Origin of the sequence: Anabaena sp. CCY 9910 (genome assembly GCF_963920875.1) — a bacterium.
Classification (GTDB): domain Bacteria; phylum Cyanobacteriota; class Cyanobacteriia; order Cyanobacteriales; family Nostocaceae; genus Trichormus; species Trichormus variabilis.
Window position 1 is genome coordinate 1 of the sequence record NZ_CAWUDJ010000059.1, and the last position, 22,878, is coordinate 22,878.

Here is a 22,878-nt window from a genome sequence, read left to right on the forward strand (position 1 = left end):
GTATAGGAGTGCTAGATTATTCAAGCTAGTTGCCACATCGGGATGCTCTTGACCCCGCAAGCGTTTACTCATTTTTAAAGCTTGGCAATACAGGGGTTCGGCTTCTGCGTAACGTCCCTGCCTGTTGTATAGGAATGCTAGATTATTCAAGCTAATTGCCACATCGGGATGCTCTTGACCTCGCAAGCGTTTACTCATTTCTAAAGCTTGGCGATACAGGGGTTCGGCTTCTGCGTAACGTCCCTGGCTCTCGTATAGGAATGCTAGATTATTCAAGCTAGTTGCCACATCAGGATGCTCTTGACCCAGCAAGCGCTTTCTCATTTCTAAAGCTTGGTGAAACAGGGGTTCGGCTTCTGCGTAACGTCCCTGGCTCTCGTATAGTCCTGCTAGATTATTCAAGCTAGTTGCCACATCGGGATGCTCTTGACCCAGCAAGCGTTTTCTCATTTCTAAAGCTTGGCGAAACAGGGGTTCGGCTTCTGCGTAACGTCCCTGCCTCTCGTATAGGAGTGCTAGATTATTCAAGCTAGTTGCCACATCAGGATGCTCTTCGCCTAGTATTTGCTTACGAATAGCCAATGCACGTTCTGCTAAGGGAATCGCTTCACTATATTTGCCTTCGTTATAAAGTTGAATCACCTGTTGATTGAGTCGTTCTGCTTTTGCCAATTGGGCAGACTGAGCAGTTGAAACTGGAGGGGTTGATTGCCCAATTGTGGGCTTTGGCATTAACATCCATAACCCAGATATCGCTAACAAAGTCGTTAGGGTTATTACTTGTCTAGTTCGCAGGTTAATCATTCTGGTAGCCTTCCCTTTAGGTCATCTAATTTCTGCTGTAGTTGCTGTACTTGTTGCTCATCTCCCAAGTTCCGATAGCCACTTTGAGCCGCTTGCAATGACTCAAATGCTTGCTGCAAATTGTCAAGGACTATATCAATTTCCCCTAAGCTGGTTTGGATTATTGCTTGCGCTTCCAGATTTTTTTCTGCCTTAGCTAACTTCAGTGCAGTTAAGTACTGTTCCTTACCTAATCGATGTAAACCTACCTGCTGGTAGAGACTGCCTAAAAGCTGATAAACCGATGTGGTTCTACTTCCTTGCTTAACTAAGCCTGCTAATAAATCAATTGCCGCAGCATTTAAATTGTTGCTTTTGTATAGATATGCCAAAGCAAGGGTTTTGGACTCATCCGTTAGCGATTGCTTTTGCAATTGTGTAATTTCAGCTTTTACCCGTTTAGCATCGTCCTCACTAATTAAAGTGAATCCAGCAGGTGCTTCACTTTCAGAAGACACTCCATTATCAGCAGTCACAATTATCCGATAACGAGAGCCTGGTTGCAGAGTTTCCTTACCAGAATAAACAACCTCTGGCTGCTTCACCTCAGTTGTCCAATTAACTCCTGGCCCGCGTAACTTTACCTGATAGTTAGTTGCATCCTTCACAGCATTCCAACGCAGAGTTAGTTTATCACTCAAAATTGCTGTATCACGCGGACTAATGATGTAAGGAATTGTCTGGTCATTTGGAGCGCGAGTTGGAGCGCGATTACTACCATTTCTTAGAAGAACTGGTTTTCCAGTAAATCGACAACCACTAGAAACTGAAAATTCACCTGGAGATTTTATATTCCAAACAGATAAGTTATTACATACAACTTTTGTAGAAGCACCTTGTCCCAATCGCAAAGAATCAGAAGAATCTAGTAGTTCACCGCCGTATGCTTTTTGATAGTTCTTGCGTCCAGAACGTTGAATTTTGACATCTCCCTTAACCTCGGAGATAAAATTCAGACTATTCTGTTGCGTCAGCCCAGGTGTTGCTACTGTTATAAAAGGTAGACTTAGTAAGATGGGTAAGAAACTCATCTTTTTCTGGTCTATTTGCATACTCTTCCTGCCTTTTGTAATTTTTGCCGAGCTAGATGCAGCCATGTGTCTTCATCAGCATTGAGAGTAGAACCTTGTTCACAGCATTTCCGCCATTGCTCTAAAGCGGCTGGTTGTTTTTGCCGCTCCATTACCTGCGCTAAGATACAGTGTGCCGCACCAGTATTTCTGAGATACTTTGCTACCTCTGGGTTATTGGCAATCCCAATAGCTGCTAGTAGGGTTTGTTGTGCTTCTTCATATCTGCCTTGCTCAAACCTCACCCATCCTAAATTTTTAAACAGGCTATATCTGATTTCGGGTGAGCTATTCTCCTCATTAGCTTTTAGCAACCCGTTTTGTAGCAAAGCTCTAGCCTGGGAATATTTTTTATCTTGAATGTATAAGCGCGCTAAATTGTTGTAAGCATCAGGAACGTCACTTCCCACGGCGATTTGATAATGCTTCCGGGCTTTCTCAAAGTCTTGTAAATCCTCGTAAAGATTGCCGAGATTGTAATGAGCATCCGCATTATCGGCATCCAAGGAAATTGCTTTAAGGTAGTCTTGTTCTGCTGCTCCTAATTTTCCCTGTTGGTAATTATTTAGCCCGTTACGGTTATATAACTGAGCAATTGAAGGTAGAGCCAACCAAAAACCAAGTAAAAATATTGTCATTAATAAAGTTGATCCCAACTTAGCTTCTTCTTGTAAGTGTTGGGGAATATTTAGCTTTGTGAGTAATTTGTCAAACCCTTCTTTACCAGCTTTAGTTAGTTCACTACTTGCCTGTAGCAATGCTAGAATACTTGGCAAAATAACCGCAGAAGCTCCCAATAATCCTGCTCCCCCACTGAAAAAGCGAGTAGCAATATTAATCAGTAAACTTAGATTAGCAGTCCAGCCAGCAACTACTAGACCTTTCCACAACCAATCCAAAGTATCCCACTTGTGGGGAGGGGTAAAATTTTCTAACCTCCACCACCAAGCTTCCGCAGGGGGATATATACTTTCTCGCCAGTAAGCAAATTGTTCAGCTTTGATAACTTTGTTAATCTGTACAGCTTGTTTCCTGAGTTCTGCATCTAACTCTAGAACCTGCTTTAGCCTACTGGTAGGGATGAATGTTGCACCCTTTAAAGCTAACTGCAAAGCATCCCTGGCATTTAACACTTCCAACACCTGTTCAGCATATATGGACGTGTCAGTCACTTTCAGTCTCTCAATTTCCGTCTCATAACGCTCAATAGTTTTTTCTAGCTGGGGGTTAATCATCCGTAATTTAACTTAGATGGCTTCATTGTCATCGGGCTATGAATAATTTTAATAAGCAAATTTACTGTTGACCTAATTGTAGGTACGTCTACGAAAGAGGAAAAGTTCCCTTCCAATTTAATTTAGGGGTATATTACGGAATTAATCAGCAATTGACTAATAAATTTTGCTGCTTGCTGTCTTTAATGTGCGATCGCTCTTAAATGCTCAAATACAAACATAATATTCTGACTATACATTATGTAAAAAATAATTTTATCTATAAAGTATTTTTACTTAAATTTAAGTGATAGCAATCCTAGAACATTTTATATAATCAGCAATACTGGAGACTAGCAAACTTAAAATCGTGTAAAAAAATTAACCTGAGTCTCCAATGAAGGCGCACGTTAACTTGAGGAGAGTGAGTAAAGAATGGGTTATGTTGAAGATAAATTATCTAGGTCAAGGCGATCGCTCTCAACATAATCTTTTGCTGTCATGTCTTCTAAAGACACTACTAAGCCATCTACGGATTGAAAACGTCCTGATGCTGGAACTGATTCCAACCACTTTTTACAAAGCTTATCCCATGTCATATTTTGAAACTGAACTTGTTCTTCATCACGGATAAACCAAAACATCAGTTCGATGCTAGGGCTATTCCAAGAAGGGTCTGCACGTACTCGAATTTCACGCAAAGCACGAAGAGCTTTTCCTTCATCGCTAACAGGTCTATCGTGTTTATCTTGCATCTGCTTTTGAAGCTTATAAACAAGTTTATTGAAGTCATCAGGAAAAGCAAATCTAGCTCGCTTCCGTGTTAATGCTTGCCCCAAATATCTAATCTCTTGATCATTTCGGCATCCAGGTTGACGCTCCCATTCTGCAACAACAGCCTTCTCTACTGTCATCACACGATCAAGATCAGCAACTAAATTCAGTTCTGCTACCCTTGGAATATAGGCATATTGAGGTCGTTTAATTCGTTTAATCTCATATAGTAATTGTTCATCAACTTCTACCAGAGGAACGACCTCAACAAAGGGACGCTTGCTGCAAGAACGTACAATATCGCAGGTTTGCGTAACTACTACAAAACCTTTGACTTCCGACTCTGCAAGGTCAGTATCCTCTTGTGCCACATCAGTAGATTCTGGAGTCAAAGGGCATTTAGGGTTAAAGCGCTGTACAAACCAATGTTCACCCAGCACACAATCACCTTGCTGCCATTGTTTAAGCGCAGCATCAACTTTCTGAATCCAAACATCAGGTTCATTGTCCACTACCATTTCTGCGGCTCCTTACCGCTCTAGCAGGTCTGCTTCGTCCGACTTCCCGGTGTATAGGCTCTTGCAGAGCATCAACCAGATCAGCCGGATTTGGTGGCATATGTGATGTACGTGCATCTTCAGATAAAGGTGCTAACTTTGGTCTTTGAGGTGCATTGCCAGAGCCAAGAATTCTTTTGACTTCCTCATATTCACCAGCTATTAAAAGGTCGAAAGGAAGCTTACCATCAACATCAGAAGTCAATAGGAGACTGCGATTTAGATTTGCACTTCCCCGATTAATATACTGGACAGTAGCCAAAAGTCGATTTAGTTGCTCCTCATTATCACGAGATAATGGCTTACCACTAGCCCACAAGTGAAGGCTTCTGCGTGAAACATTAAGGAGTCGAGCAAGCTGATCCCAAGTCAAACCACTTAGCTTTCTAAGTTGGTTCAGGGCAATTCGTGTTGTTTCCGCAGAACTGGTTGATGGTATAGTCAACCCACTGCTTGTCATCTCTGAAGCTACAAATAAATTTTGATCAAACTGAGTTGTATTAGTAGCTGTACTTAGAGTATATAAGAATACTCTGGAGACAATACGACAGTTATGAGGCTTATCAACCATTGACCCACAGGCAGAAGTCCCCTGTGGTTGGTCAAATTTTTTCTCTAAAAGGGAAATCATGGTTCACCTCCAAAATAAATCAAAAAATCATCAGTTACCGCCCATCGAAAGAAAGTATAAATTTTTTCAGCGAAACCTTGCCCTTCAATCATCAGTGCATCAACATTAAAGTCTCTTTGTTTTGTGAGGGACATATCTAAATCCAGTATCCAGCTATGCTCATTAACTGGTTCAATGGCATTTGGATCAAAGGTTGTATTAGGAGGAACAAGACCCCAACGAGCAATGATTAAGTCTTCTCTTTCTGGTATGGTAAACCAAGATTCAGTGAGGCTTTGATCAATATGCTCTGCAAAGTCTAATGCTGTAACACCAGCAATTTCGGGGCGAACAAGTTGAGATATATCTTTTACTGATTGACCAACAAGTCTATCAATGTATCTTATCCCGAACCGTTGAACGATATTAGGTTTAATCTGTTCATTAAGAGCAGTTAGTATGTCTTTTAGCCGTGCTAAAAAATCACTACGGCTAGTATAAGCGGTAGTCTCAAGCGCAATAAATTCTGGTGCTAGGGATACCCGCCAATTACCTTCAGCATTTACAAACCTCCAAGTAACTTGCTCGGTCTGCATAATGCCTTGGGAACCCAAAACGAAACTGCGCGTTTGCTCTGGCTGTAAAATTGGATACTTGTCTCTAATTGCTTCTTGGAATGCACCAATAAAGCTTTTATTTTCTATTGAAGTAATAAGCGGAAAGCGTACTTGTGCAATCACCCGAACTAGAGGTGCTTTTTTCAAAGGAACTTCTTTTGGTGGTGGTGCAATAAGTGGATTCGTGCTAACCACTGCTCTCCATCCTTTGTTTGTGGGTTATTAGGAAACTGCTGACATCAACATAATATTGAAGACTGCCTATAGTTTCCTGAACCCATGATAGGGTAAAAGTGTGAAGTGTAGTGTGAAATTTAAACAAGTTTATCTCAAAAATAAAATCAAGTTGGTCAAATTACAGGCTAAAATTTATACCACTAATTTCCTTACTTAGACTGCCCACTTTGCACCTTTACTAGCGTTGTCATAGATCAAATCAAATACTGTGTCGCATTTAAACTTAAATAACGCTCTATCATAGCTTTCAGGCAAATTTTGATCTAAGACTGCTTCCACTACGGATTTCACTCTGCGCTGACTCTGCATATCTTTATACCAATCTTGCACTAAGACTTTTGGCTGTTCTGCTGTGAGTCGATGCAAGAGAGACTGTGCAGCTAATTTGACTTTCTGGGTTTCATCCGCAGTCATTTTGTCTTTTTTGAGCAAATCAAATAGTTCCAATTCGTCTTCTGTTAAGCCTTCCCGAATATGTCTTTCTGCTTCTGCTTTCAGGTTTTCTGTAAAGTTAACGAGGGCTTCGTAGTAGTTATCAGTTGATGAACCACCAGCGTTGTATTTGTCAATGATTGCTTGTAGCCTTTGGGCGAAGTCTACACGGGTGGTGTTTTGCTGAATCATTTTGTTCAGCTTGTCTTCAATAAAACTGCGTAAATCGGTAATTTCAATATTTTTATAGGGTTTGTGACTAAATTCGGCTTTTAGTTGCTCGAAATCAATTTTACTTAAATCCCAGACTTGACCTGTCTGAATAATGTTGTATTCTGCACTATATTCTTTAGTGGTAATTCCTTGATTATCAGCAACTACGCTTTCATCTAGCAGTTCCGCAATTTTTAAACTTGCGCTATCAATATCTTTGCGTTCAATGATGCTATCAATCACCCCTCGCAGATATTGGAAGATGAAAACCAATGGACGTGGTTGCTTGATTATCTCTGGTTTACAGGCTTCATAGAGTGAGGTAATGGTATTTTGATAGACAAAAAATCCTTTACGCCATTCATCTTTTTGTAGTAGGGTGTCAGCAAACTGGTTAAATTGTCCTAATTTCTGGAGAGTTTCCTGAATTTTGAGGATGCTTTCTAAATCAATCCCCAGTTCACTACAAAAATTTAGTCCTTGGGCGATCGCATCATCGAGTAACTCAAACAGGTTAGACTTTTCTTGAATCGGTGAGTCTTCTTTGTCTCCATCATCGCCCAAAGCGTAATCTGCTAAGGCTTGCTTCATGTTGCGGAAGACGTTGTAATAATCAATAATTTCGCCGTTGGTTTTGGTGACGTTGTGAATCTGATATGAGGTGACGCGGTTCGCACGGGCGATAGTTTGCATCAGGGTGTGGTCTTTCATCGGCTTGTCAAGGTAAAGCGTCGAAAGAGTGGGCGCATCGAAACCAGTCAGCCACATGGCGCAGACAAATACCAACCGTAAGGGATTTTCCTCATCTTTAAACTGATACTCGATATCATGTCCCTGTGCATCAACGGTATTCATTCTTTCGCGGTGGGGTTTGATATCAAGTCCTTGTTTCGCAAATTTTTCAACTTCGCTGTCGCTTCCTTCCAGACTAATCACCACAGCCATTTCTGTTTCTCGCATAAAGTCGAGAATCTTTTTGAGGCGAACTTTCTCAATGTCATTACTAGATTTCTTAATTCGTCCCACTAGATTTTTAATTTCTGCTTTCCAGTGGTACTGTACTTTGTCATACATTTTCACCGCAGTGAATTTATCTAGGGAAACTACCAAGCCTTTACCAAGATAGCCACGACGGGGAAAGTGGTAAACAATATCTTTCGCTATTGTCTCTAACCTATCATCGCGTTTTATTACCTCTGTTTCGCGGGCAAATTTCCTTTCTAGCTTGGCTTGCTGGGTGTCATCAAGGTTTTCATCTTCGAGTATTTGATAAAATTCCTCGCTTAAATCCTCGTTTTGAATCAGTACCTCTGGTACTCGCTTCTGGTAAAACAGGGGGACGGTTGCGCCATCATCTACTGACTGAGAAAAGTTATACTCGCTGACATAATCCCCAAACCATTCGTTAGTCTTACGTTTTTTACCTAATAGGGGTGTACCTGTGAAAGCGAGATAATTGGCATTGGGCAAACCTGCCCGCATATTTTCCGCTAAGGTTTTATACTGGGTGCGGTGTGCTTCATCGACAATTACAATAATGTCGTTGCGATCGCTCAATATTGGATACTCCTTCCCCTTCTCGTAGCGAAACTTTTGAATCAGGGTAAAAACTATTCGCTTGTTTAGGGAAAGAAACTCCCGCAGTTGTTTACTGTTTTTGGGTCGAGCTGCTTCTTTCTCTTTGACTGTTTCGGTGTTTAAGAAATTGCGGTAAATCTGCCCATCTAAATCATCGCGGTCGGTAATAATCACAAAGGTAAAATTGCCCGTGAGCTTGCGGAAAATCTTCCGAGCATAAAAAATCATCGAAAAGCTTTTACCAGAGCCTTGTGTGTGCCAGAAAACTCCTAATTTGCCCTGTTTTTCTTCCCGGTCGTCAAAGGCATCAATAGCGCGATTCACACCGATGAACTGGTGGTTTTGGGCGATGATTTTCTGAGTCTCTTTGTGGTAAAGAATAAAGTTCTCGATGTAGTCTAGTAGTTTAGAAGGGTGACAAAGCCCGTCTATGACTAGTTCTAGACTAGTACCAGATTCTTGAATTTGCTGACGATCTATTTTTTCCTTTTCATCTTCCACCCGCAGCCAGTTAAAAAAGTGTTCCCACTCTGCGGTAAAACTGCCAATTTTGGTTTCTAGGGCGTTGGAGAGAATGCAGAAGGCGTTGGTGAGAAAGAGCTGGGGAATATCTTTTTTGTAGTTGTTGAGGTTGTCATCAAAGGCTGTTTGCAGTTTGATGTTGGAGTTTTTCAGTTCGATGAAAACCAGGGGTAAACCGTTGATATATAGCAGGATATCAGGACGGCGATAATTTCTTTCTCCTTTAATCCACAGTTGAGAAACGGCTAAATACTCATTATTTCCGTTGTGACTCAAGTCATTAAAATCTATTAAGCGCACTTTCCCGTGTTCGCTTCTACCTTGGGCGTTTTCATACTCAATGGGGATACCATCACGAATCAGTCCGTCTATTTCCCGATTTGCGGCGATGGGAGACATCAACTGGCGTTTATTGGTGAGAGTTTCTAAACCTTGGGCGATCGCTTCTACTGGTAAGCTGGGGTTGAGGCGAATTGCTGCTGCTTTCAGGCGATCGCTAAAAATGACCTCGCTTTTATCTGTGCGGTTGGATCGGTCGTTCAAGTCGTCGGGGTTGGTGGTGAAGCAGTTAAGTAATTTAAAGCCTTGCTGCTTTAATTTGGCAAGTACCTCTTGTTCGATGTCATCTTCAGAAATAAAGTTAGGCATAGTTTAGGAAAACTACACGGTTATGACCGTTTTAGATATTTATACTCTCCCGATGTACGAATTTTAACCTTTAGCTGCATAAATGTGTAGTAATTTCACACCGCTTTGTCGGCAGTGGTTTGATCCAAGTTTAAACCTCGTTAGATGCTTCCAAGACAATGGTATACAACTGAGGACTAACTCTAAAGTCTGCCTGGGTAATTAACTGATCAATCAATGGTTTAATAACTGGAATTAGCCCCTGTTTTTTGGCTTGTAGCAAGACTCCCAACAGACCTGTTACATTAATTCCATAATTGGTAGCTACTATTCGTCCTCTGCGTTCATCCATTAATAGCAAGTCAGCTTTCATTTCTAAGGACAAAATAATTGCTTCGGCTTCTCCCAAGTGAATACTTTCATTATTTTCTTGAATTTCTGTGACTTGTAGAGAATTAATAACTGTCTGTGTCTGAATCCAAGATAAAGTTTGTACCTCTACTGCACCAGGGACAATCTTATTGACACCAACCATTTCGTTATATACAGCTTTGGGAATGATAACGCTACCATACAACTGTCGCAATAAATCTAACTGACCAATTGCTGCTAAGTTTGTGATTGGTGATGTATCGCTAACTATAATCACAGCAAACCCATCGATTGCAGTGTCTTTATATCAGATTGGAAGTCTTCAACATCATAGTTAATGTGTAACCCTCGTTTGGCTAATTCATGCTGAAATTCCAGGACTGTGATTCCTGCCCATGCTCGGACTTTGCCACTGCTAATTTTACCTTGCTGGTAAAGCAAGATCGCAATTTCTAATTTCAATTCATCCTCTGTCATGTTTGATGCTCTGAGGATATCATCGGGAATTGTGACGCTCATCTAGGAAAATTCCAAATCTTACTATTTATTCTAGTTCTTCAGTCATGCTGGGCGGAAATTGGATGTCTAAGTCTTCCAAGGAAAGTTTACCTGAGATGAGACGAGTTAGTAGGCGATCGCGTGTTTGTTTTAATTTAGAATTTAACCTTACTAACAATGCTTTTTGTTGGTGTAAAGGTAATACATATTTACCAAATAAATTTATTAATGATTGACCAGGATCAAGAATTTTGAATTTTCTGGCTACTGTTAAGCTTATAAATTGCTGAGATGCCCCAGAGGAATATAAAAGTAATTGTTCAAGGATATATTTTTCCTTGAGCATATAATATAAAAATACTGATTGATTATTATTGAAAGCTTTAAAAATAATAACGTTTTTAACACTATATTCAACTTCATCTGTCACTATTACCATTGAACCTAGAGTTCCTATATTGGAAAAAATTATATCTCCTGGTTTTAAGCCACTTCTCTTGGAAATGTTGAAATGATCTTGCTTACTAATTTTGTAAGCACCTTCAAAATCAACTATTCCATTTTTTAAATTTTTACCTGTAATTAAAAAATAACCATCATCAGTAGGCTTGGGTGTATCATGTGTTCCATCTGTCACTGTTTGACAGAATCCGTCTAATTGCTTTACCTCCCAACCCTCTGGGATGCCTTTATTAAATTTAACCTGTTCATGACCCGGAAAGCGCAGACGGACAAACCACTCGCGGTACATTTCCTCAGCCATTTTTTCTAATATGGCAATACGGCGATTATTGTTTTCAATCAGGTCATCATAAGCAGAAAGTATCGCCGCAATCTTTTTCTGAATAGGAAGTGGAGGAATAGGAATATTTATGCGCTTGACAATATCTTGGTTCAGTGAACTCATCGTTGCACCAAAAGAACCTTGAGCTTCCATCCAATATTTATGAGCGTTAGTAGTGAAATAATACGAAAGGAATTTAGTAGATAATTTATTAGATTTGATTCTTAATCTTAAACAATCAGAACCTTGTATCCATTGTTCGCTTTTCTTTGTAATTAGAATATGTCTATCAACAGCACCTTTTCTGCCAAAGACAATATCATCTAGAACTAACCTATGTACTTTTAATCTTTCAGCAGTTTTATCATCTAGGAATTCAAGCTTTGCATCTGTGAGTGATCCATAACCTATATTTCTCACATTTATTACTGGTATACCATTAGCAATATATTCACTAGCTTTGATCTGAGTTCCAAAAGGGCCAGTTTGCAGTTCAGCCTGATTTTCTTTTACTAGGTCATTTATCTGTATAATTTCCCAATCACTCATAAATCCCCTGCTACCTCTCGCACATTATGAGCAATAATCCTCTCTAACAAATGCGCCTCTTGATTTAACGTTTCCAACTCCTGATTTAAACTCAAAATCTCCTCAATAAACTCCTCCTCAGTCTTCCCATCTTCCTCAATGACTACCCCCACATACCGCCCAGGATTGAGCGAATAATCCTGTTCCTTCACATCTGCGGGAGTCGCCAACTTACACAACCCCGTTACATCCTCATATTCTGCCTTCGGGAAGCGTTCCTGTAACCAGCGAATGTGGATAAAAAATGATTCCGCCGATTTTACATCAGTATGCAGCGTTTCCAGCGTGTTTTTGAGCGTCTTAACTTGCTTGTCAATCTGTCCCCGTTTCCCCTCTTCCTTTGCCTTTTGGGCTAAAGCCGCTTCATGGGCGCGGATAGTTTTATCAAGCTGCTTCAATCCCAGATGGATGTCATCAAAAAATGGTTTAAATGCCGCACTGAGTTCTTGCTGTGCTTGATTTTGTATATCTATATTTATTTCTGGAAAATTATATTTATCTAAATAACCTTGATACTGAATTTCTAAATCTGGCAAATCATCCCACAAATTGAGAAAATCAACAGCCGCTTCCCTAGCTTTAACATCATCCGTCCCATCATTCAACACAGTGATTAACTGCTGGGAAACTTGCTGCACCTGTGCTTGATTCTCCTTTAGCTTCACCATCCCTTGCTGAAAATAATTATTAATCAGTTCAATAAAGCGATGGCTTTTACCCCGGTGCAAATGGCTAATAATAGCAATATTACTAATTTGTTCTGTCGAAAACTCCCGATGTGCGCGGTCAACCTGAGTAAAAATATTCCGCGCATCAATAAACAGAATTTTATCATCCGTCTTGCCATGATCAAAAAACCACAGCGTTGCCGGGAGCGTCACTGTGTAAAACATATTTGATGGTAGCGTCAGCATCCCATAAATCAAATTTTCTTCAATTAGCTTTTGGCGAATATCAGCCTCAGAGTGACGCGCATCTGATGCCGAATTAGCCATGACTAACGCCGCCCTACCCTTGGGCTTTAGCGATGTAGCAAATAAATTAATCCAGAGATAATTGGCATTAGGTACAGTCTCATTACCCTGTTCCTGCTTCTTCGCCTTAGTCTTATTGCGCGGGATGCCGTAGGTGTTAAATCTAGCATCGATTTCTACTCGGCTAAGATTAACATCATCCACATTAAATGGCGGATTAGCAAGGACATAATCAAACTTGCCAAAACTCCCAAACGGGTCTTCATAGTACGTATTTGTCTGACGCACATCACCCCGTAACCCATTGACTGCAATGTTCATCTTTGCCAACTTCACCGTCTCCAGGGTCTTCTCTTGCCCATAGACAAACAGATCATCAGCAGCAGACTGATTTAACTTTTTGCGCTGTTCTTCAATAAATTGAGCAGACTGGACAAACATTCCCCCAGAACCACAAGCGGGGTCAAACACAGTCCCCTGATGAGGTTCAATGATTTCTACCATCAACCGCACCACAGAACGCGGTGTGAAAAACTCACCTCCACCCTGCCCTTCTGAGAGAGCAAAGTTACCCAGAAAATACTCATAAATCTGCCCGAACATATCCCCAGTAGCATTTTCAGGAATATTCGAGAAGTTTTTTAACAGCTGCTTTGGAATACCTTTATCTGTGCGCGTCAGCCGAAAATACTCATCTTGGGGCAATGTATCCTTAAGTTCTGGCTTATATGATTCAATGGACACCATCGCCGCTTTGATAGCCTTGGCAATATCTTCCTGTTCCGGTAAGTTCAGCAAATAGTTATAACGAGCATGGTCTGGCAGATAAAACCCACACTTCTCAATGGCAATTTCGGCGATCGCCTTTTCTCTGCGAGTTCCCTTGAGTGCTTCATATTCTTGCTGAATCTCTGCCGCATACTGGCGATATTTGTTATCAGCAAACTTGAGAAATATTAACCCCATCACGGGCGTAGAATACTCACTAGATTTCAGGTCTGAGTTTGCCCGGAGGGTATCAGCACTCTGCCAAAGGTTCGCTTCAAGTTGTTTTAGTTCTTCTGGGGTCAAGGCTTTAGATGCTGTAGGTCGGTAATTTATCTGTTATGAAATTATATGCACGCATTGGGTTCTGTGACAAAAACAGCCACTCCCCTGATTCGCAACTTGAAAAACTTGATTTAATGCGATCGCTGACCTCTATTCCCATAATTTGTAAACTGTAGTAGCCGAAATCAACAAGCTTTGTTTACTGCTGTAGCTATTATATGACCAATGAAAGGAATAGAGAAACTAAAATGTATATTTACGTTGCAGACGTTGTTTCTGTAACCTGGAATAAAGACAGAGCAAAAGTTTTAAAGCGTCTGCGTGGTAAAAAATCTCGGCAGAAATTGGTAGATGAGATTTCGGCTAAGGGTGGAGAATGCTCTCATCAAAACCTGAAAAAATTAGAGTATGGCGAATCTGAAAGCGTTTCTATAAAAGTCTTAGAGGCTGTTTGCTTGGCTTTGGGTATTTCTTTAAAGGATTTTCTTAGCACGGTGGAAGTGACTGAATAAAGTTTTTCATATATATATTGATATTGGTTACTTTAGTAGCTAAAATAAAATCTGAAATCAAAAAGGCGATCGCCCCTCCGGGAAGAGAAATGCGATCGCCTTTTGTTAAACCCCATCAATGAGGTTACTCAGATGATTGTACAAGATGAGTTTAGAAACTCGGCCTCGACTGACTCAGAGTTTGAGGAGTATATTGACCAGCTTGCTGATCCAGTAGCACCAGAAATTGAAATCGACTCGGTATCAGAGGTTTTTGGAGAACTTTATCGAGTTTGGAATGGTTATCAACTTCTTGGCACTTTCTACCAAAATCTGGAGGGTAAATGGGTAGCACAACCCTGTAATAGCGACGATAGACCACGTTGTGATACTCCTTTAGCAGCGCAAATCATCATCATCGCTATGAATGGCTTACTGGTAGCCGACGCGGCCTAACATACAAAGCATTTATCCCATCACTTGGAGAGGTGATTCAATTCACCTCTCTTTCTTGTATGCTTTCTCAAGTTCACTTTCCAGAAATGCACTGACTCTTTGGGAGCAATCCTCTCGCAAAGCAGCAACTCTGACTACCTTCCAGCGCATAATTTCTTCACTACATTCATCAAGCAGCTTGATTGCCCACTTGATCCGGCGCATCTGAAATTCTTCTACAGTTTCAACGACTGATTCCAAATAAGCCTTTGTTAAAGGCATCTGATCGAGATGTTTTTCGAGTAATGCAAGTAAGCCGATAGTTTTTCCTACCCTACTAATAGAAATTTTCTCTGGTATATCAGCCTTAAGTAGCGATCGCACTGCATCTTGAACCTGAGTGAGAATTTGCTGATCTCGCTCATACCAATCAACTCTCACAACGGAAGGAACAGGAACTTGTAAAGCGGGTGAGTTTTGATTGAGCCATTCCCTATCATTTCGGTATAACCAAATATAGGTTGCTGGTGCTAGTTTTCTCAGAGTTGTCTTTGAAGCTTCAGGGTTCTGTACTTGTAAAGCCATCCAATTTTGCCTGTGTTTTAATTGGACTTCAGTTGCAAAATTGGGATCTATTTCTGGTACTTCCTGTAAGCCTACAGAGCCATTTTCCTTTCTAGTCTGCCAATAAGTTGTCAGTTTTAGCAGAGATACATAGCGTTTGATAGTTCTAGCATCAACATTTAATCTTCTGGCTGTCTCCCGCAAACCCAACTTTTCAAATTCTACCAACTCTTTCAGCTTTTGCTCCCATAGCTGACCGAATGCCTTGACTTTACCAATGCGAAGTTTGTCTTCATCCGTTTCATCAGGCCCAGTCCGGCAATAAACCATTCCGCAAGCACAAGAAAAAGTACCGACAGGCTTTTTTGTATCGCAGCATAAAGTAATGACTAAATTGGTAATCACTGGTTGCAGATAATGTTCTGCGGCAGCATTGAAACACAACCAAGGGGGTTCACCAAAAGGCTTGTATTCAGTATCTTTTTGAAAAAATTCCTCTACTGATGTTTTCAAAAAACGCATCATCAGCAGATGTCTAAGAGGATGGAAAGATTTCCTATGCTTCCTGACGATACTAGTAACCCAGTTGTTTGAATCGTTATGATTTACAATTGAATCAACGGCACTGAGCATTTCTTGACCATAAAAGAACAAAAAATTATCTAGTAGTTTGTTCTGGTAAATTCGACCAGTTGCAGTTGCAAAACCCTGCTCAATCATCAGATTGGTGTACTGTTTGCGAAACCACTGTGGCTCTTGGCAAGGTATTTCACTATTGAGTAACCACCAAAAATCTTTGGCTAATACCAGTAATTTTTTCAGTGTGTCAGGACTAAAAATACTTGGTTCTTTAGTAATAGAACAGTTGTCTGTACTAGCTGCATAATATTCATGCTTATTAAAACCGTGTAAAGAAGCTAGGCTATCTTGCAAAACTTCACCATGAAATGGACAAACTAAAACCCCTGGTATTTGATGGATGCGATGCCAGTAAGGTTCGCCATAATTTTTTAAATCTTCTTCCCAGCAAGTGGGACAAAACCGAAAATATTTAGGCATAGTAATTGAGCTTGCCATAATTCCGGCTCTTGTATGAATATCTCCTCCATAATCTCCTTTCATAGATTCCAGTACCTGACTAGACCTGTTTATAGGCAAAAAAAGGCTATATAAAGGGTAGAGAGTATGTTTATATATCAAGTCTTCAACTTGGTAATTTGAGATGAATTGTAGGTTTTGAATTAAATTACTAAGGTTCGATGGTAAATCTACTGTCGCCACAGTAGTCTGTGAATTAAATAACTCTTGTAATGTAATTTTTGGACTCGTATTGCCACTTCTAATGTGATAACGAGCAATGACACTATATAAAATTTCATCTGGATAAGGTTGAGGGAAAAAACTCACCATATAGTTGTCAAAAATGACCAAATCATTTAGCAGATTTTTATTAATTTGAATTACATAACCAGCAATTAATGATTGCCCATGAAAAGTAAGCCGTTTAGATGTTGGCAAGCCAAACGGTGGGATTAGTTACTCATATCCCTAAAAAAAATGACTATTTAGGCATTACACAATACCTATATTATCCAACCAAATTAGGCATTACACAATACCTAATCTGTTGGAAAAAGTTTTAATGTATAACTTAAAGTGCTGAATGTGTTTACTATGATTGGGAGGGATGTAAAAACTAGACGGCAATGGGTAAGAAAGGGCAAAAAGGTCAAAAAGACGTACCAGAACTGTACGATGAGGTGAAGAAACGAGTTAACCTAGCCCTAACTCCTAGCGGGATTGAAGGATTAGATGCGATCGCTGACAGCATGGATTTAAGTCGGTCTGAGTTTGTGGAGAGAATTGGCAGAAAGCTGATCCCAGTCAATGTGAGTTCTCTAACTGAGGAGGATAAGCAAGCAATAAAAAAGCCCTAACCGAACTGATTGCTCTTTACCGTGAGCGATTAAGCGGTCAGGATTTGTCTGGTGTTGATAGTCAAGATTTGAGCAATCGGCAATTAAAACTACAAAACCAGATTGAGCAGTGGGAAAAAATTCTCTCTAAAGTTTCTTGCAAAGATGAGACTCAAGAGGGCTAATTTTGTCTTGAAGTCTACAAACTATAGTGTTGTTCAACGCCTAACGACATCTAATGTTAAAGCACCTTATCGCTGACAACCTTTGTGAGTTTAGGAAATTCCTGCTCAACGCCTAACGACATCTAATGTTAAAGCACGCTCCATGAAAACAAATCTATGGTTTGTCCTTTGAGCTGCTCAACGCCTAACGACATCTAATGTTAAAGCACATTCCTCCTCCGGAGTGCGCCACGAGATTAATAGGCTGCTCAACGCCTAACGACATCTAATGTTAAAGCACGAGAATTTAGTTGCTGGGGCCTTGGTTAACATCTACCTGCTCAACGCCTAACGACATCTAATGTTAAAGCACGCACAATATTGTGGCTCTGGGCGACCAACAACCACTGCTCAACGCCTAACGACATCTAATGTTAAAGCACGGCGATCTCCACATTTGTTGACTTGCCTAAGCTCTACATCAATTTTACAAGCACTTACTCTTTAAGGTTAGCCAAGTTGCAAAAATTAATAGCTATTCATAGCAAAAGCAAAGTTTTAAAAACTCCTAACTCTTGTATTTAGAGCATTCCAGGAAGTTGCAAGCACGCTAGAAGCATATAAAATCCCTAAAAGGCTTGTAGAATAACGAATTAAGGCTACTTTCTATAGTATTTAAATTTCCCAAGCAGAGGTGCTTGCAAAAGTAAAGATATCCTCTAATTACTTTGAACCGAAGTCCAAGATAATTCAGGTGGTTGAAATACTGGACATTCCTGAATCTCGTAACTTAGCCATCGCGTTCCCCGCGAACCTACATGGTCTACCCAGTAAGGTAAAGTTAGTAACCCATATTCATCTCGAATTAACCATCGCATTGATTCTGTATTGTAATTTTCAGGTAAGAGGGTAACATCATTTACTAAATCCCGACTTTCACCTAAACATAATGCACCAAACCTATTAATAGAAGCCGGGTTAGTCAATGCCTTTGCTAAACGTTCCACTAAATTTGGTTTAGATTTATCTACTCCAGCATCCACCCAAACTATAAATTCTGTATTAGTTAATAACTCCTGATAATCAGGTTTATTATTTTTAGAGTCATGGATATTCTTCGTCTTAAATCGGTGAAAGGTGCGAATAACAGTTGACTTTTCTGGTTCAGATAGAAGTGCGATCGCCAGCTTCACACCGCAGTGTTTGTATCTATCCACTTCTCCAACAAGAGATAGTAACATTCCATATACTGTCGATGGTGGTGGTACAGGGTAAGTTTCGCCATATTCCCTAGCACGAGACTGCCGAAAACAAGCTATGGGAACTTCTACTTTTAAGGCAATTGTCGTCATATCATGAACTCCTTAACGACAACTGCAAATCTTCAATAATCACCTGTTTTAATGCTTCAACTGTTGTCTTCACTCCGGGAAACACATTTGCCCCTAAATCTTCCAGAGTGCTAGAAATTGCCCCTCCTATCCATAATTCTTTAGGGTCTATATCTCCAGCTTCTACCCGCCTTACTAAATCCGGTGTTGATATATTTCTAAGTTCATCTTCTTCAAAACAATAAAGTAACCGAGGTGAGAAATCGTGTGTCCACCGTAATATGATGCTATCGGGAGAAAAATCATAAAGAAAACGAGCGTGATTTCCTGCCACTTCTCCAATAGAAATTAAGCCATCGAGGACAGCATTAATGCGAGATTTCTCTTTGAGGCTATTGGGTGTTAACGCAAAGCCGTATTGATACCGAGTAGCATGAACTTCTGTAGCATAAAGAGATGTTCGTCCTTTCTTTCCACTCATAGCATTGAAAGTAAGATCACCAGCATAAGGAATTGTTGAAACTGCACGAGTGACTTCTAATACACCTCGTCTAGTAGTTATTTTCCCTTTAGGTTTTTCCTTACGCTTACGTTTTGCAGTTTCTTTCTCCTTACCTTGAGAAAGTTTTTTGTCCTCATCTTGAGTTGAGTTCTGGATTTCAACCTCGGATTCAACTGCTGCTTCAACTTTTGCTGCTTCTGCTTGCATAAATCCCAAGACATCATCATCAATGAAGCGAGTATCATCAAAATTAGGATCTTGCAAGATGTGATCGGGTACTGGTTGAGCATTTTCATCCCAACGTCTATTCACAGGATAGCCAGCATTTTGCCAATAATATCGCAATGCCCAACGAATTGCCTCAGATGAAACAGTAGAGTGAACTTCACCTTTCCAAATTAATTTTTGTAACGTAGTGGTATTACCTTCATTTTCACCACGATTATTAGCGGCGGTTCCATAACTAGTCAAAATATTACCAAACAGATGAAACATTCCACTATTACCTAAACAATTAATATTTTGTTCTTAATCAAATCAAAAAATATGAAGTTTATTCAGTATTTAGCTCAGATATTTGTGATGGTTTTACCTCTACCTCTGTTATTTTATTCTTTGGGTAGCTAGCCATTGCAATAAAAGTTAAGTCCCTGGCTACTTTCCAATTGCCTATCCCTGTAGTCAATGGAAGTAATTCCATCCAATGTTCTTCCAGAATTGCTATTTGCCCCGCCCTTCCCCAAAACTCTGCAATAAATTTTCGGAAATTGTCAGTATTAGTGCAGCGTTTTAACTGAGATAAAATGCGTGTATTTTCTCGTTCTATTTGAGCGTATTCACCTTCTTTTGTTCTGCTATAAATCTTGGCATATATTTTCCTTAAAGCTTCATGACAAGCTTGAATAAATAGCTTTTGAGCTTCTATATCCCATTCTGAGTCCTGAATCATCTGATTAATCCCTTTATACTCATCAATAAATTGTTTAAATGATTTTTTATTTTTAATAAATAAAATCCAATTAGCCCACCAAGACCGACCCATTGCTAGATTATTGGCGATTATTCCTTTGATTAAACTTGGAAGCAAATAATGCTGATTTTCATATAAAACAATTTGATATTCTGGAAAACAAATACAACTAAGCTTATAAAGATAACTAACTGAAGAATTTAATTCTATGATTGCTATTTCTGCACGAGTTTTTTGCTGTTCTGACCAAGCTTTTGTACTAAAAAAGATTATTTGACATCGTTTTAAAAAATTGGAAGTAGGCATTTGTGTTGTTTCATAAGTAAGAAATTTTAATCCAGCATCTCCTAAGCTAGATACGTGACAATGTTTATAATCTAAGTTACTCAAACACCACAAATACTGGGCATAAAGTTCTAAGTCAACTACTTCAGGAACAGCCACAACATAGTTTGTATGTGATGGTTCGGTATGCGATCGCAGCACAAAATATTGACAAGCCACAGGAGCGAACAACAACGCTAGAGCATATTCTGCCTTTTCTTCAAATGCAGTTTCTTTTTTAAAAGCATAATGGCGAACTACTGCTCCTGGATAGAGCCATCCCCTTATACCAACTGGCTCTTTTAGCAACTGTCCGTGCTGGTCACATAGATGTTTAGCAAAAGACTGATGAGCATAGGAAGCAGCTTTTTTATAATAAACCCTAAGCTGAATACCATCAATAATCAGTTCCTGAGATTGTTGACCCGCAGACTTAAAAAATTGATTATGTTGTGTAAAAGTGGCTGTGATACCTTGATGGATAATTATTTGATTTTGAATATCCATGTTTTGAGAATCTAACCCTGTCAGGGAAATTAAACCCTCATCACTGATTTGAAATGATTGCTTCAGCAACCAGTCTAAAGCTGCGAAATCCTGTCCTTCCCAATCAAGACTGATACAGAGAGGGGTTAGCAACCAAGTTAAATTACCAATACGTTGAGCAGGTGTTGGATAGATTTTTTCCAGTTTTTTGAGCGTCATCCAAAGTCCTGCAACCCCAGCACGATGCAATAAGGTCATACTAGGATCGCCGAGATTAAGCTGAATTTTGGGGTTAGCTGCTCTCTTCATCATCTGCTTTCGAGTAATGGCTATTGCCTTTCTTTAATAGGCATGAAGAGTCCACAACCCATCTTTTGCTTTCCTCCTACACCATGTATTTGCAACGTCAATGAGTCTTCATCGCTTAATTTTGTAACTTCTAATCCAAAACCCACGACTGTAAATCGCTTAATTTTGATAGTTCTACGTATTGGTTTACCATTGGCTTTGGTGGGAATGCTAACGATTGCTTGGATACCCAGTTGCTCTAGCTGACGCTGCGCTACGACTAAAAAAGTTTCAGGTTCTTCATGGCCTCTTATTACCACAATGCGCGATCGCAGTTTCTCCGCAGGTTGAAGCAAACATATATCGGGAATACCCAAACGAATAGTATGCTTGCCAATTCTCAGTGACTTACCCGCCAATGGATAAACCAAACGTACCTGATTTACTGGTATCCGAATACGAAGCCTAGAATTTTGGGTCAGATTAATTACACCATCCTTGGGAATACCTGCAATGGTGTGAATTCCCAACGTGTCTAATGTATGTAGTTTGGGTTCAAAGCGGGCGATCGCAGAAAATAATTCATAGCCGTGGTCGAAAGGTAATGTCTCACCAATAAGGCTAAAAGTTAAATCCATATATAGAAACTGAGACATTAAAAGCTCTTTTGGCTTTGAAGATGATTCTGAGGGAAGCTGCGTAAGTAAGTTACTATCAATAATCATTTTTATATGACAGATTTAAGTAGATACAAACCAGGTATGAAATAACTACCTTATTACTTTAGATTACCTGATTCACTAATCTGAAAATACTTAAAATAATAATCAATAAAAATAATTTTGATTAGTTATTATTGCTTTTTATTAATTTAATTAAACTTTGTATATGAAGATTATGACTGAAAAAACTCTTCTATAGAATTTGCTAAAAATTTTATCATTAAGATATGAGTTATGCGGTCAATTGCTGGATTTACGTCACATCCAAACAAACAGTGAGAAAAATATTTACCTTGATGTTGGGCTAACATTGGGTTGATAGCTTCTAAGGATTCTTGACCATAAAACTCAAATATAAGCTGGGCAAAACCATAATCATCAAACTTAAACTTGCCACCAGCAAAGGTTTGTAGCAGTCCTTTATCCACTAAGTAACGCTGGTACTGAGCGCGAAGCCAAGCCAAACCTTGAAAGGCAAAATTGCTATGAATTAGCCAATTAATATCATTTGCCACTGTTAAAAGTGTTTTTACAGTGTTATTCGTCAAATTTTTTACATTTTTTGCTAATAAACAATTATCTATACTGGCAGCATGATAATTTATACCTTTGGATTCTACTTCTACACAACTATTGTGTAAAAAGACACCATGAATTGGACAAACTACAATTCCAGAGACTTGATGTATTCTATGCCAGTAAGGTTCACCATACTTTTGCGTATCTTTTTCTAAACATTCAGGGCAAAATTTTAAAAATTTTTTTGAATCATCACTAGAATTAGTGGTCACCTTAACAAAATCTAGTATGGAGCCACTGAGTTTTTTACTCATTGAATTTTTTAGTAACCAAGCCTCCTGTGGCATTAAGAAAGTTGCATAAAAGGGATATAACGTATGATTCTGTAGTAAGCTCTCAACTTTTTGCTGAGAGCGTAAAGGTAAATTTTTCACTAAATAATTTAAATTATTAGTTAAAGTAATTTTGCAAACTTGTTGAGAACTATAACCAAATAGTTCTAAGTCAGTTTGCTTAAAACTTTTATTTCCACTCCGAATGTGGTATCTAGCTAAAGTGCTATATAACAATTCATCGGGATACAGAGTAGGGAAGAAACTAAGCATT

Annotated in this window: 19 protein-coding genes, 1 pseudogene and 1 CRISPR repeat array; of the genes and pseudogenes, 3 read left to right on the top strand and 17 right to left on the bottom strand. The window is 39.5% G+C overall.

The genetic code is table 11. From position 1 onward, the window contains the following. From ACM5QX_RS26675 to ACM5QX_RS26725, 11 genes and pseudogenes are all read right to left on the bottom strand, one after another. A pseudogene (locus tag ACM5QX_RS26675) lies at positions 1–621 on the bottom strand (tetratricopeptide repeat protein); the annotation flags it as partial. Between the two features lie 179 nt (positions 622–800). Beyond that, positions 801–1,895, bottom strand: coding sequence for a hypothetical protein (locus ACM5QX_RS26680; RefSeq protein WP_414756269.1), 1,095 nt, complete (start codon positions 1,893–1,895; stop codon positions 801–803). After that, the gene (locus ACM5QX_RS26685; RefSeq protein WP_414756270.1) at positions 1,886–3,148 is read right to left on the bottom strand and encodes a tetratricopeptide repeat protein; all 1,263 of its coding nucleotides are present in this window, start codon (positions 3,146–3,148) and stop codon (positions 1,886–1,888) included. The genes ACM5QX_RS26680 and ACM5QX_RS26685 overlap by 10 nt, the downstream gene beginning before the upstream one ends. Before the next feature lie 419 nt (positions 3,149–3,567). Continuing rightward, on the bottom strand, positions 3,568–4,419 hold the full coding sequence (locus tag ACM5QX_RS26690; protein ID WP_414756271.1) for a hypothetical protein: 852 nt from the start codon (positions 4,417–4,419) through the stop codon (positions 3,568–3,570). Then, complete coding sequence (locus ACM5QX_RS26695; protein WP_414756272.1) at positions 4,403–5,089, bottom strand: XRE family transcriptional regulator; 687 nt, start codon at positions 5,087–5,089, stop codon at positions 4,403–4,405. The genes ACM5QX_RS26690 and ACM5QX_RS26695 overlap by 17 nt, the downstream gene beginning before the upstream one ends. Beyond that, positions 5,086–5,880 (bottom strand): TIGR04255 family protein, encoded by a 795-nt coding sequence (locus ACM5QX_RS26700; protein WP_414756273.1) that lies wholly within the window; start codon positions 5,878–5,880, stop codon positions 5,086–5,088. Before ACM5QX_RS26700 ends, ACM5QX_RS26695 begins: the two co-directional genes overlap by 4 nt. Positions 5,881–6,075: 195 nt before the next feature. Then, positions 6,076–9,315: a type I restriction endonuclease subunit R gene (locus ACM5QX_RS26705; RefSeq protein ID WP_414756274.1), complete on the bottom strand. Its 3,240-nt coding sequence runs from the start codon at positions 9,313–9,315 to the stop codon at positions 6,076–6,078. Positions 9,316–9,445: 130 nt separating this feature from the next. Then, entirely contained in the window at positions 9,446–9,943 is a 498-nt protein-coding gene (locus ACM5QX_RS26710) for a DUF3368 domain-containing protein (protein ID WP_414756275.1), read from the bottom strand. Further along, positions 9,940–10,185: a UPF0175 family protein gene (locus ACM5QX_RS26715; protein WP_414756276.1), complete on the bottom strand. Its 246-nt coding sequence runs from the start codon at positions 10,183–10,185 to the stop codon at positions 9,940–9,942. Before ACM5QX_RS26715 ends, ACM5QX_RS26710 begins: the two co-directional genes overlap by 4 nt. A 25-nt stretch (positions 10,186–10,210) precedes the next feature. Further along, entirely contained in the window at positions 10,211–11,497 is a 1,287-nt protein-coding gene (locus tag ACM5QX_RS26720; protein ID WP_414756277.1) for a restriction endonuclease subunit S, read from the bottom strand. Beyond that, positions 11,494–13,581 carry a type I restriction-modification system subunit M gene (locus ACM5QX_RS26725; protein WP_414756278.1) on the bottom strand — a complete coding sequence of 696 codons (2,088 nt, stop codon included), beginning with the start codon at positions 13,579–13,581 and terminating at the stop codon, positions 11,494–11,496. Before ACM5QX_RS26725 ends, ACM5QX_RS26720 begins: the two co-directional genes overlap by 4 nt. A gap of 227 nt (positions 13,582–13,808) precedes the next feature. Here ACM5QX_RS26725 and ACM5QX_RS26730 point away from each other — a divergent pair, with 227 nt between their 5' ends. Both ACM5QX_RS26730 and ACM5QX_RS26735 read left to right on the top strand, forming a co-directional pair. After that, positions 13,809–14,072 carry a helix-turn-helix domain-containing protein gene (locus ACM5QX_RS26730; protein ID WP_414756279.1) on the top strand — a complete coding sequence of 88 codons (264 nt, stop codon included), beginning with the start codon at positions 13,809–13,811 and terminating at the stop codon, positions 14,070–14,072. A gap of 132 nt (positions 14,073–14,204) precedes the next feature. Beyond that, complete coding sequence (locus ACM5QX_RS26735) at positions 14,205–14,507, top strand: hypothetical protein (protein ID WP_190567625.1); 303 nt, start codon at positions 14,205–14,207, stop codon at positions 14,505–14,507. Between the two features lie 42 nt (positions 14,508–14,549). Here ACM5QX_RS26735 and ACM5QX_RS26740 read toward each other — a convergent pair whose 3' ends face one another. Further along, the gene (locus ACM5QX_RS26740) at positions 14,550–16,568 is read right to left on the bottom strand and encodes a TnsD family transposase (protein ID WP_414756280.1); all 2,019 of its coding nucleotides are present in this window, start codon (positions 16,566–16,568) and stop codon (positions 14,550–14,552) included. 188 nt (positions 16,569–16,756) lie between these two features. Between ACM5QX_RS26740 and ACM5QX_RS26745 the strand changes: the two genes are divergently transcribed. Beyond that, positions 16,757–16,987 carry a hypothetical protein gene (locus ACM5QX_RS26745; RefSeq protein WP_414756281.1) on the top strand — a complete coding sequence of 77 codons (231 nt, stop codon included), beginning with the start codon at positions 16,757–16,759 and terminating at the stop codon, positions 16,985–16,987. Positions 16,988–17,180: 193 nt separating this feature from the next. Next, positions 17,181–17,574: direct repeats of the CRISPR family, unit length 37 nt; unit sequence CTGCTCAACGCCTAACGACATCTAATGTTAAAGCACG. Between the two features lie 275 nt (positions 17,575–17,849). Here the strand turns inward: ACM5QX_RS26745 and cas5 are convergent. The 5 genes from cas5 to ACM5QX_RS26770 all read right to left on the bottom strand — a co-directional run bounded on the left by cas5 (position 17,850) and on the right by ACM5QX_RS26770 (position 22,877). Continuing rightward, positions 17,850–18,482 (bottom strand): type I-MYXAN CRISPR-associated protein Cas5/Cmx5/DevS, encoded by a 633-nt coding sequence (gene cas5, locus ACM5QX_RS26750; protein WP_414756282.1) that lies wholly within the window; start codon positions 18,480–18,482, stop codon positions 17,850–17,852. 1 nt (position 18,483) lies between these two features. Then, the gene (locus ACM5QX_RS26755) at positions 18,484–19,458 is read right to left on the bottom strand and encodes a DevR family CRISPR-associated autoregulator (protein WP_414756283.1); all 975 of its coding nucleotides are present in this window, start codon (positions 19,456–19,458) and stop codon (positions 18,484–18,486) included. A 58-nt stretch (positions 19,459–19,516) separates the two neighbouring features. Continuing rightward, on the bottom strand, positions 19,517–21,055 hold the full coding sequence (gene cas8a1 / locus ACM5QX_RS26760; protein WP_414756284.1) for a type I-MYXAN CRISPR-associated Cas8a1/Cmx1: 1,539 nt from the start codon (positions 21,053–21,055) through the stop codon (positions 19,517–19,519). A 17-nt stretch (positions 21,056–21,072) separates the two neighbouring features. Next, on the bottom strand, positions 21,073–21,687 hold the full coding sequence (gene cas6, locus ACM5QX_RS26765) for a type I-MYXAN CRISPR-associated protein Cas6/Cmx6 (RefSeq protein WP_414756285.1): 615 nt from the start codon (positions 21,685–21,687) through the stop codon (positions 21,073–21,075). Positions 21,688–21,926: 239 nt separating this feature from the next. Then, positions 21,927–22,877: a TnsD family Tn7-like transposition protein gene (locus tag ACM5QX_RS26770; protein WP_414756286.1), complete on the bottom strand. Its 951-nt coding sequence runs from the start codon at positions 22,875–22,877 to the stop codon at positions 21,927–21,929. Between the last annotated feature and the right edge of the window lies 1 nt (position 22,878).

Coding starts and splice junctions, on each gene's coding strand:
- ACM5QX_RS26680 (WP_414756269.1), bottom strand. CDS start 1,895: ATGCAAATAGACCAGAAAAAGATGAGTTTCTTACCCATCTTACTAAGT.
- ACM5QX_RS26685 (WP_414756270.1), bottom strand. CDS start 3,148: ATGATTAACCCCCAGCTAGAAAAAACTATTGAGCGTTATGAGACGGAA.
- ACM5QX_RS26690 (WP_414756271.1), bottom strand. CDS start 4,419: ATGGTAGTGGACAATGAACCTGATGTTTGGATTCAGAAAGTTGATGCT.
- ACM5QX_RS26695 (WP_414756272.1), bottom strand. CDS start 5,089: ATGATTTCCCTTTTAGAGAAAAAATTTGACCAACCACAGGGGACTTCT.
- ACM5QX_RS26705 (WP_414756274.1), bottom strand. CDS start 9,315: ATGCCTAACTTTATTTCTGAAGATGACATCGAACAAGAGGTACTTGCC.
- ACM5QX_RS26715 (WP_414756276.1), bottom strand. CDS start 10,185: ATGAGCGTCACAATTCCCGATGATATCCTCAGAGCATCAAACATGACA.
- ACM5QX_RS26720 (WP_414756277.1), bottom strand. CDS start 11,497: ATGAGTGATTGGGAAATTATACAGATAAATGACCTAGTAAAAGAAAAT.
- ACM5QX_RS26730 (WP_414756279.1), top strand. CDS start 13,809: ATGTATATTTACGTTGCAGACGTTGTTTCTGTAACCTGGAATAAAGAC.
- ACM5QX_RS26735 (WP_190567625.1), top strand. CDS start 14,205: ATGATTGTACAAGATGAGTTTAGAAACTCGGCCTCGACTGACTCAGAG.
- ACM5QX_RS26745 (WP_414756281.1), top strand. CDS start 16,757: ATGGGTAAGAAAGGGCAAAAAGGTCAAAAAGACGTACCAGAACTGTAC.
- cas5 (WP_414756282.1), bottom strand. CDS start 18,482: ATGACGACAATTGCCTTAAAAGTAGAAGTTCCCATAGCTTGTTTTCGG.
- ACM5QX_RS26755 (WP_414756283.1), bottom strand. CDS start 19,458: ATGTTTCATCTGTTTGGTAATATTTTGACTAGTTATGGAACCGCCGCT.
- cas8a1 (WP_414756284.1), bottom strand. CDS start 21,055: ATGATGAAGAGAGCAGCTAACCCCAAAATTCAGCTTAATCTCGGCGAT.
- cas6 (WP_414756285.1), bottom strand. CDS start 21,687: ATGTCTCAGTTTCTATATATGGATTTAACTTTTAGCCTTATTGGTGAG.
- ACM5QX_RS26770 (WP_414756286.1), bottom strand. CDS start 22,877: ATGCTTAGTTTCTTCCCTACTCTGTATCCCGATGAATTGTTATATAGC.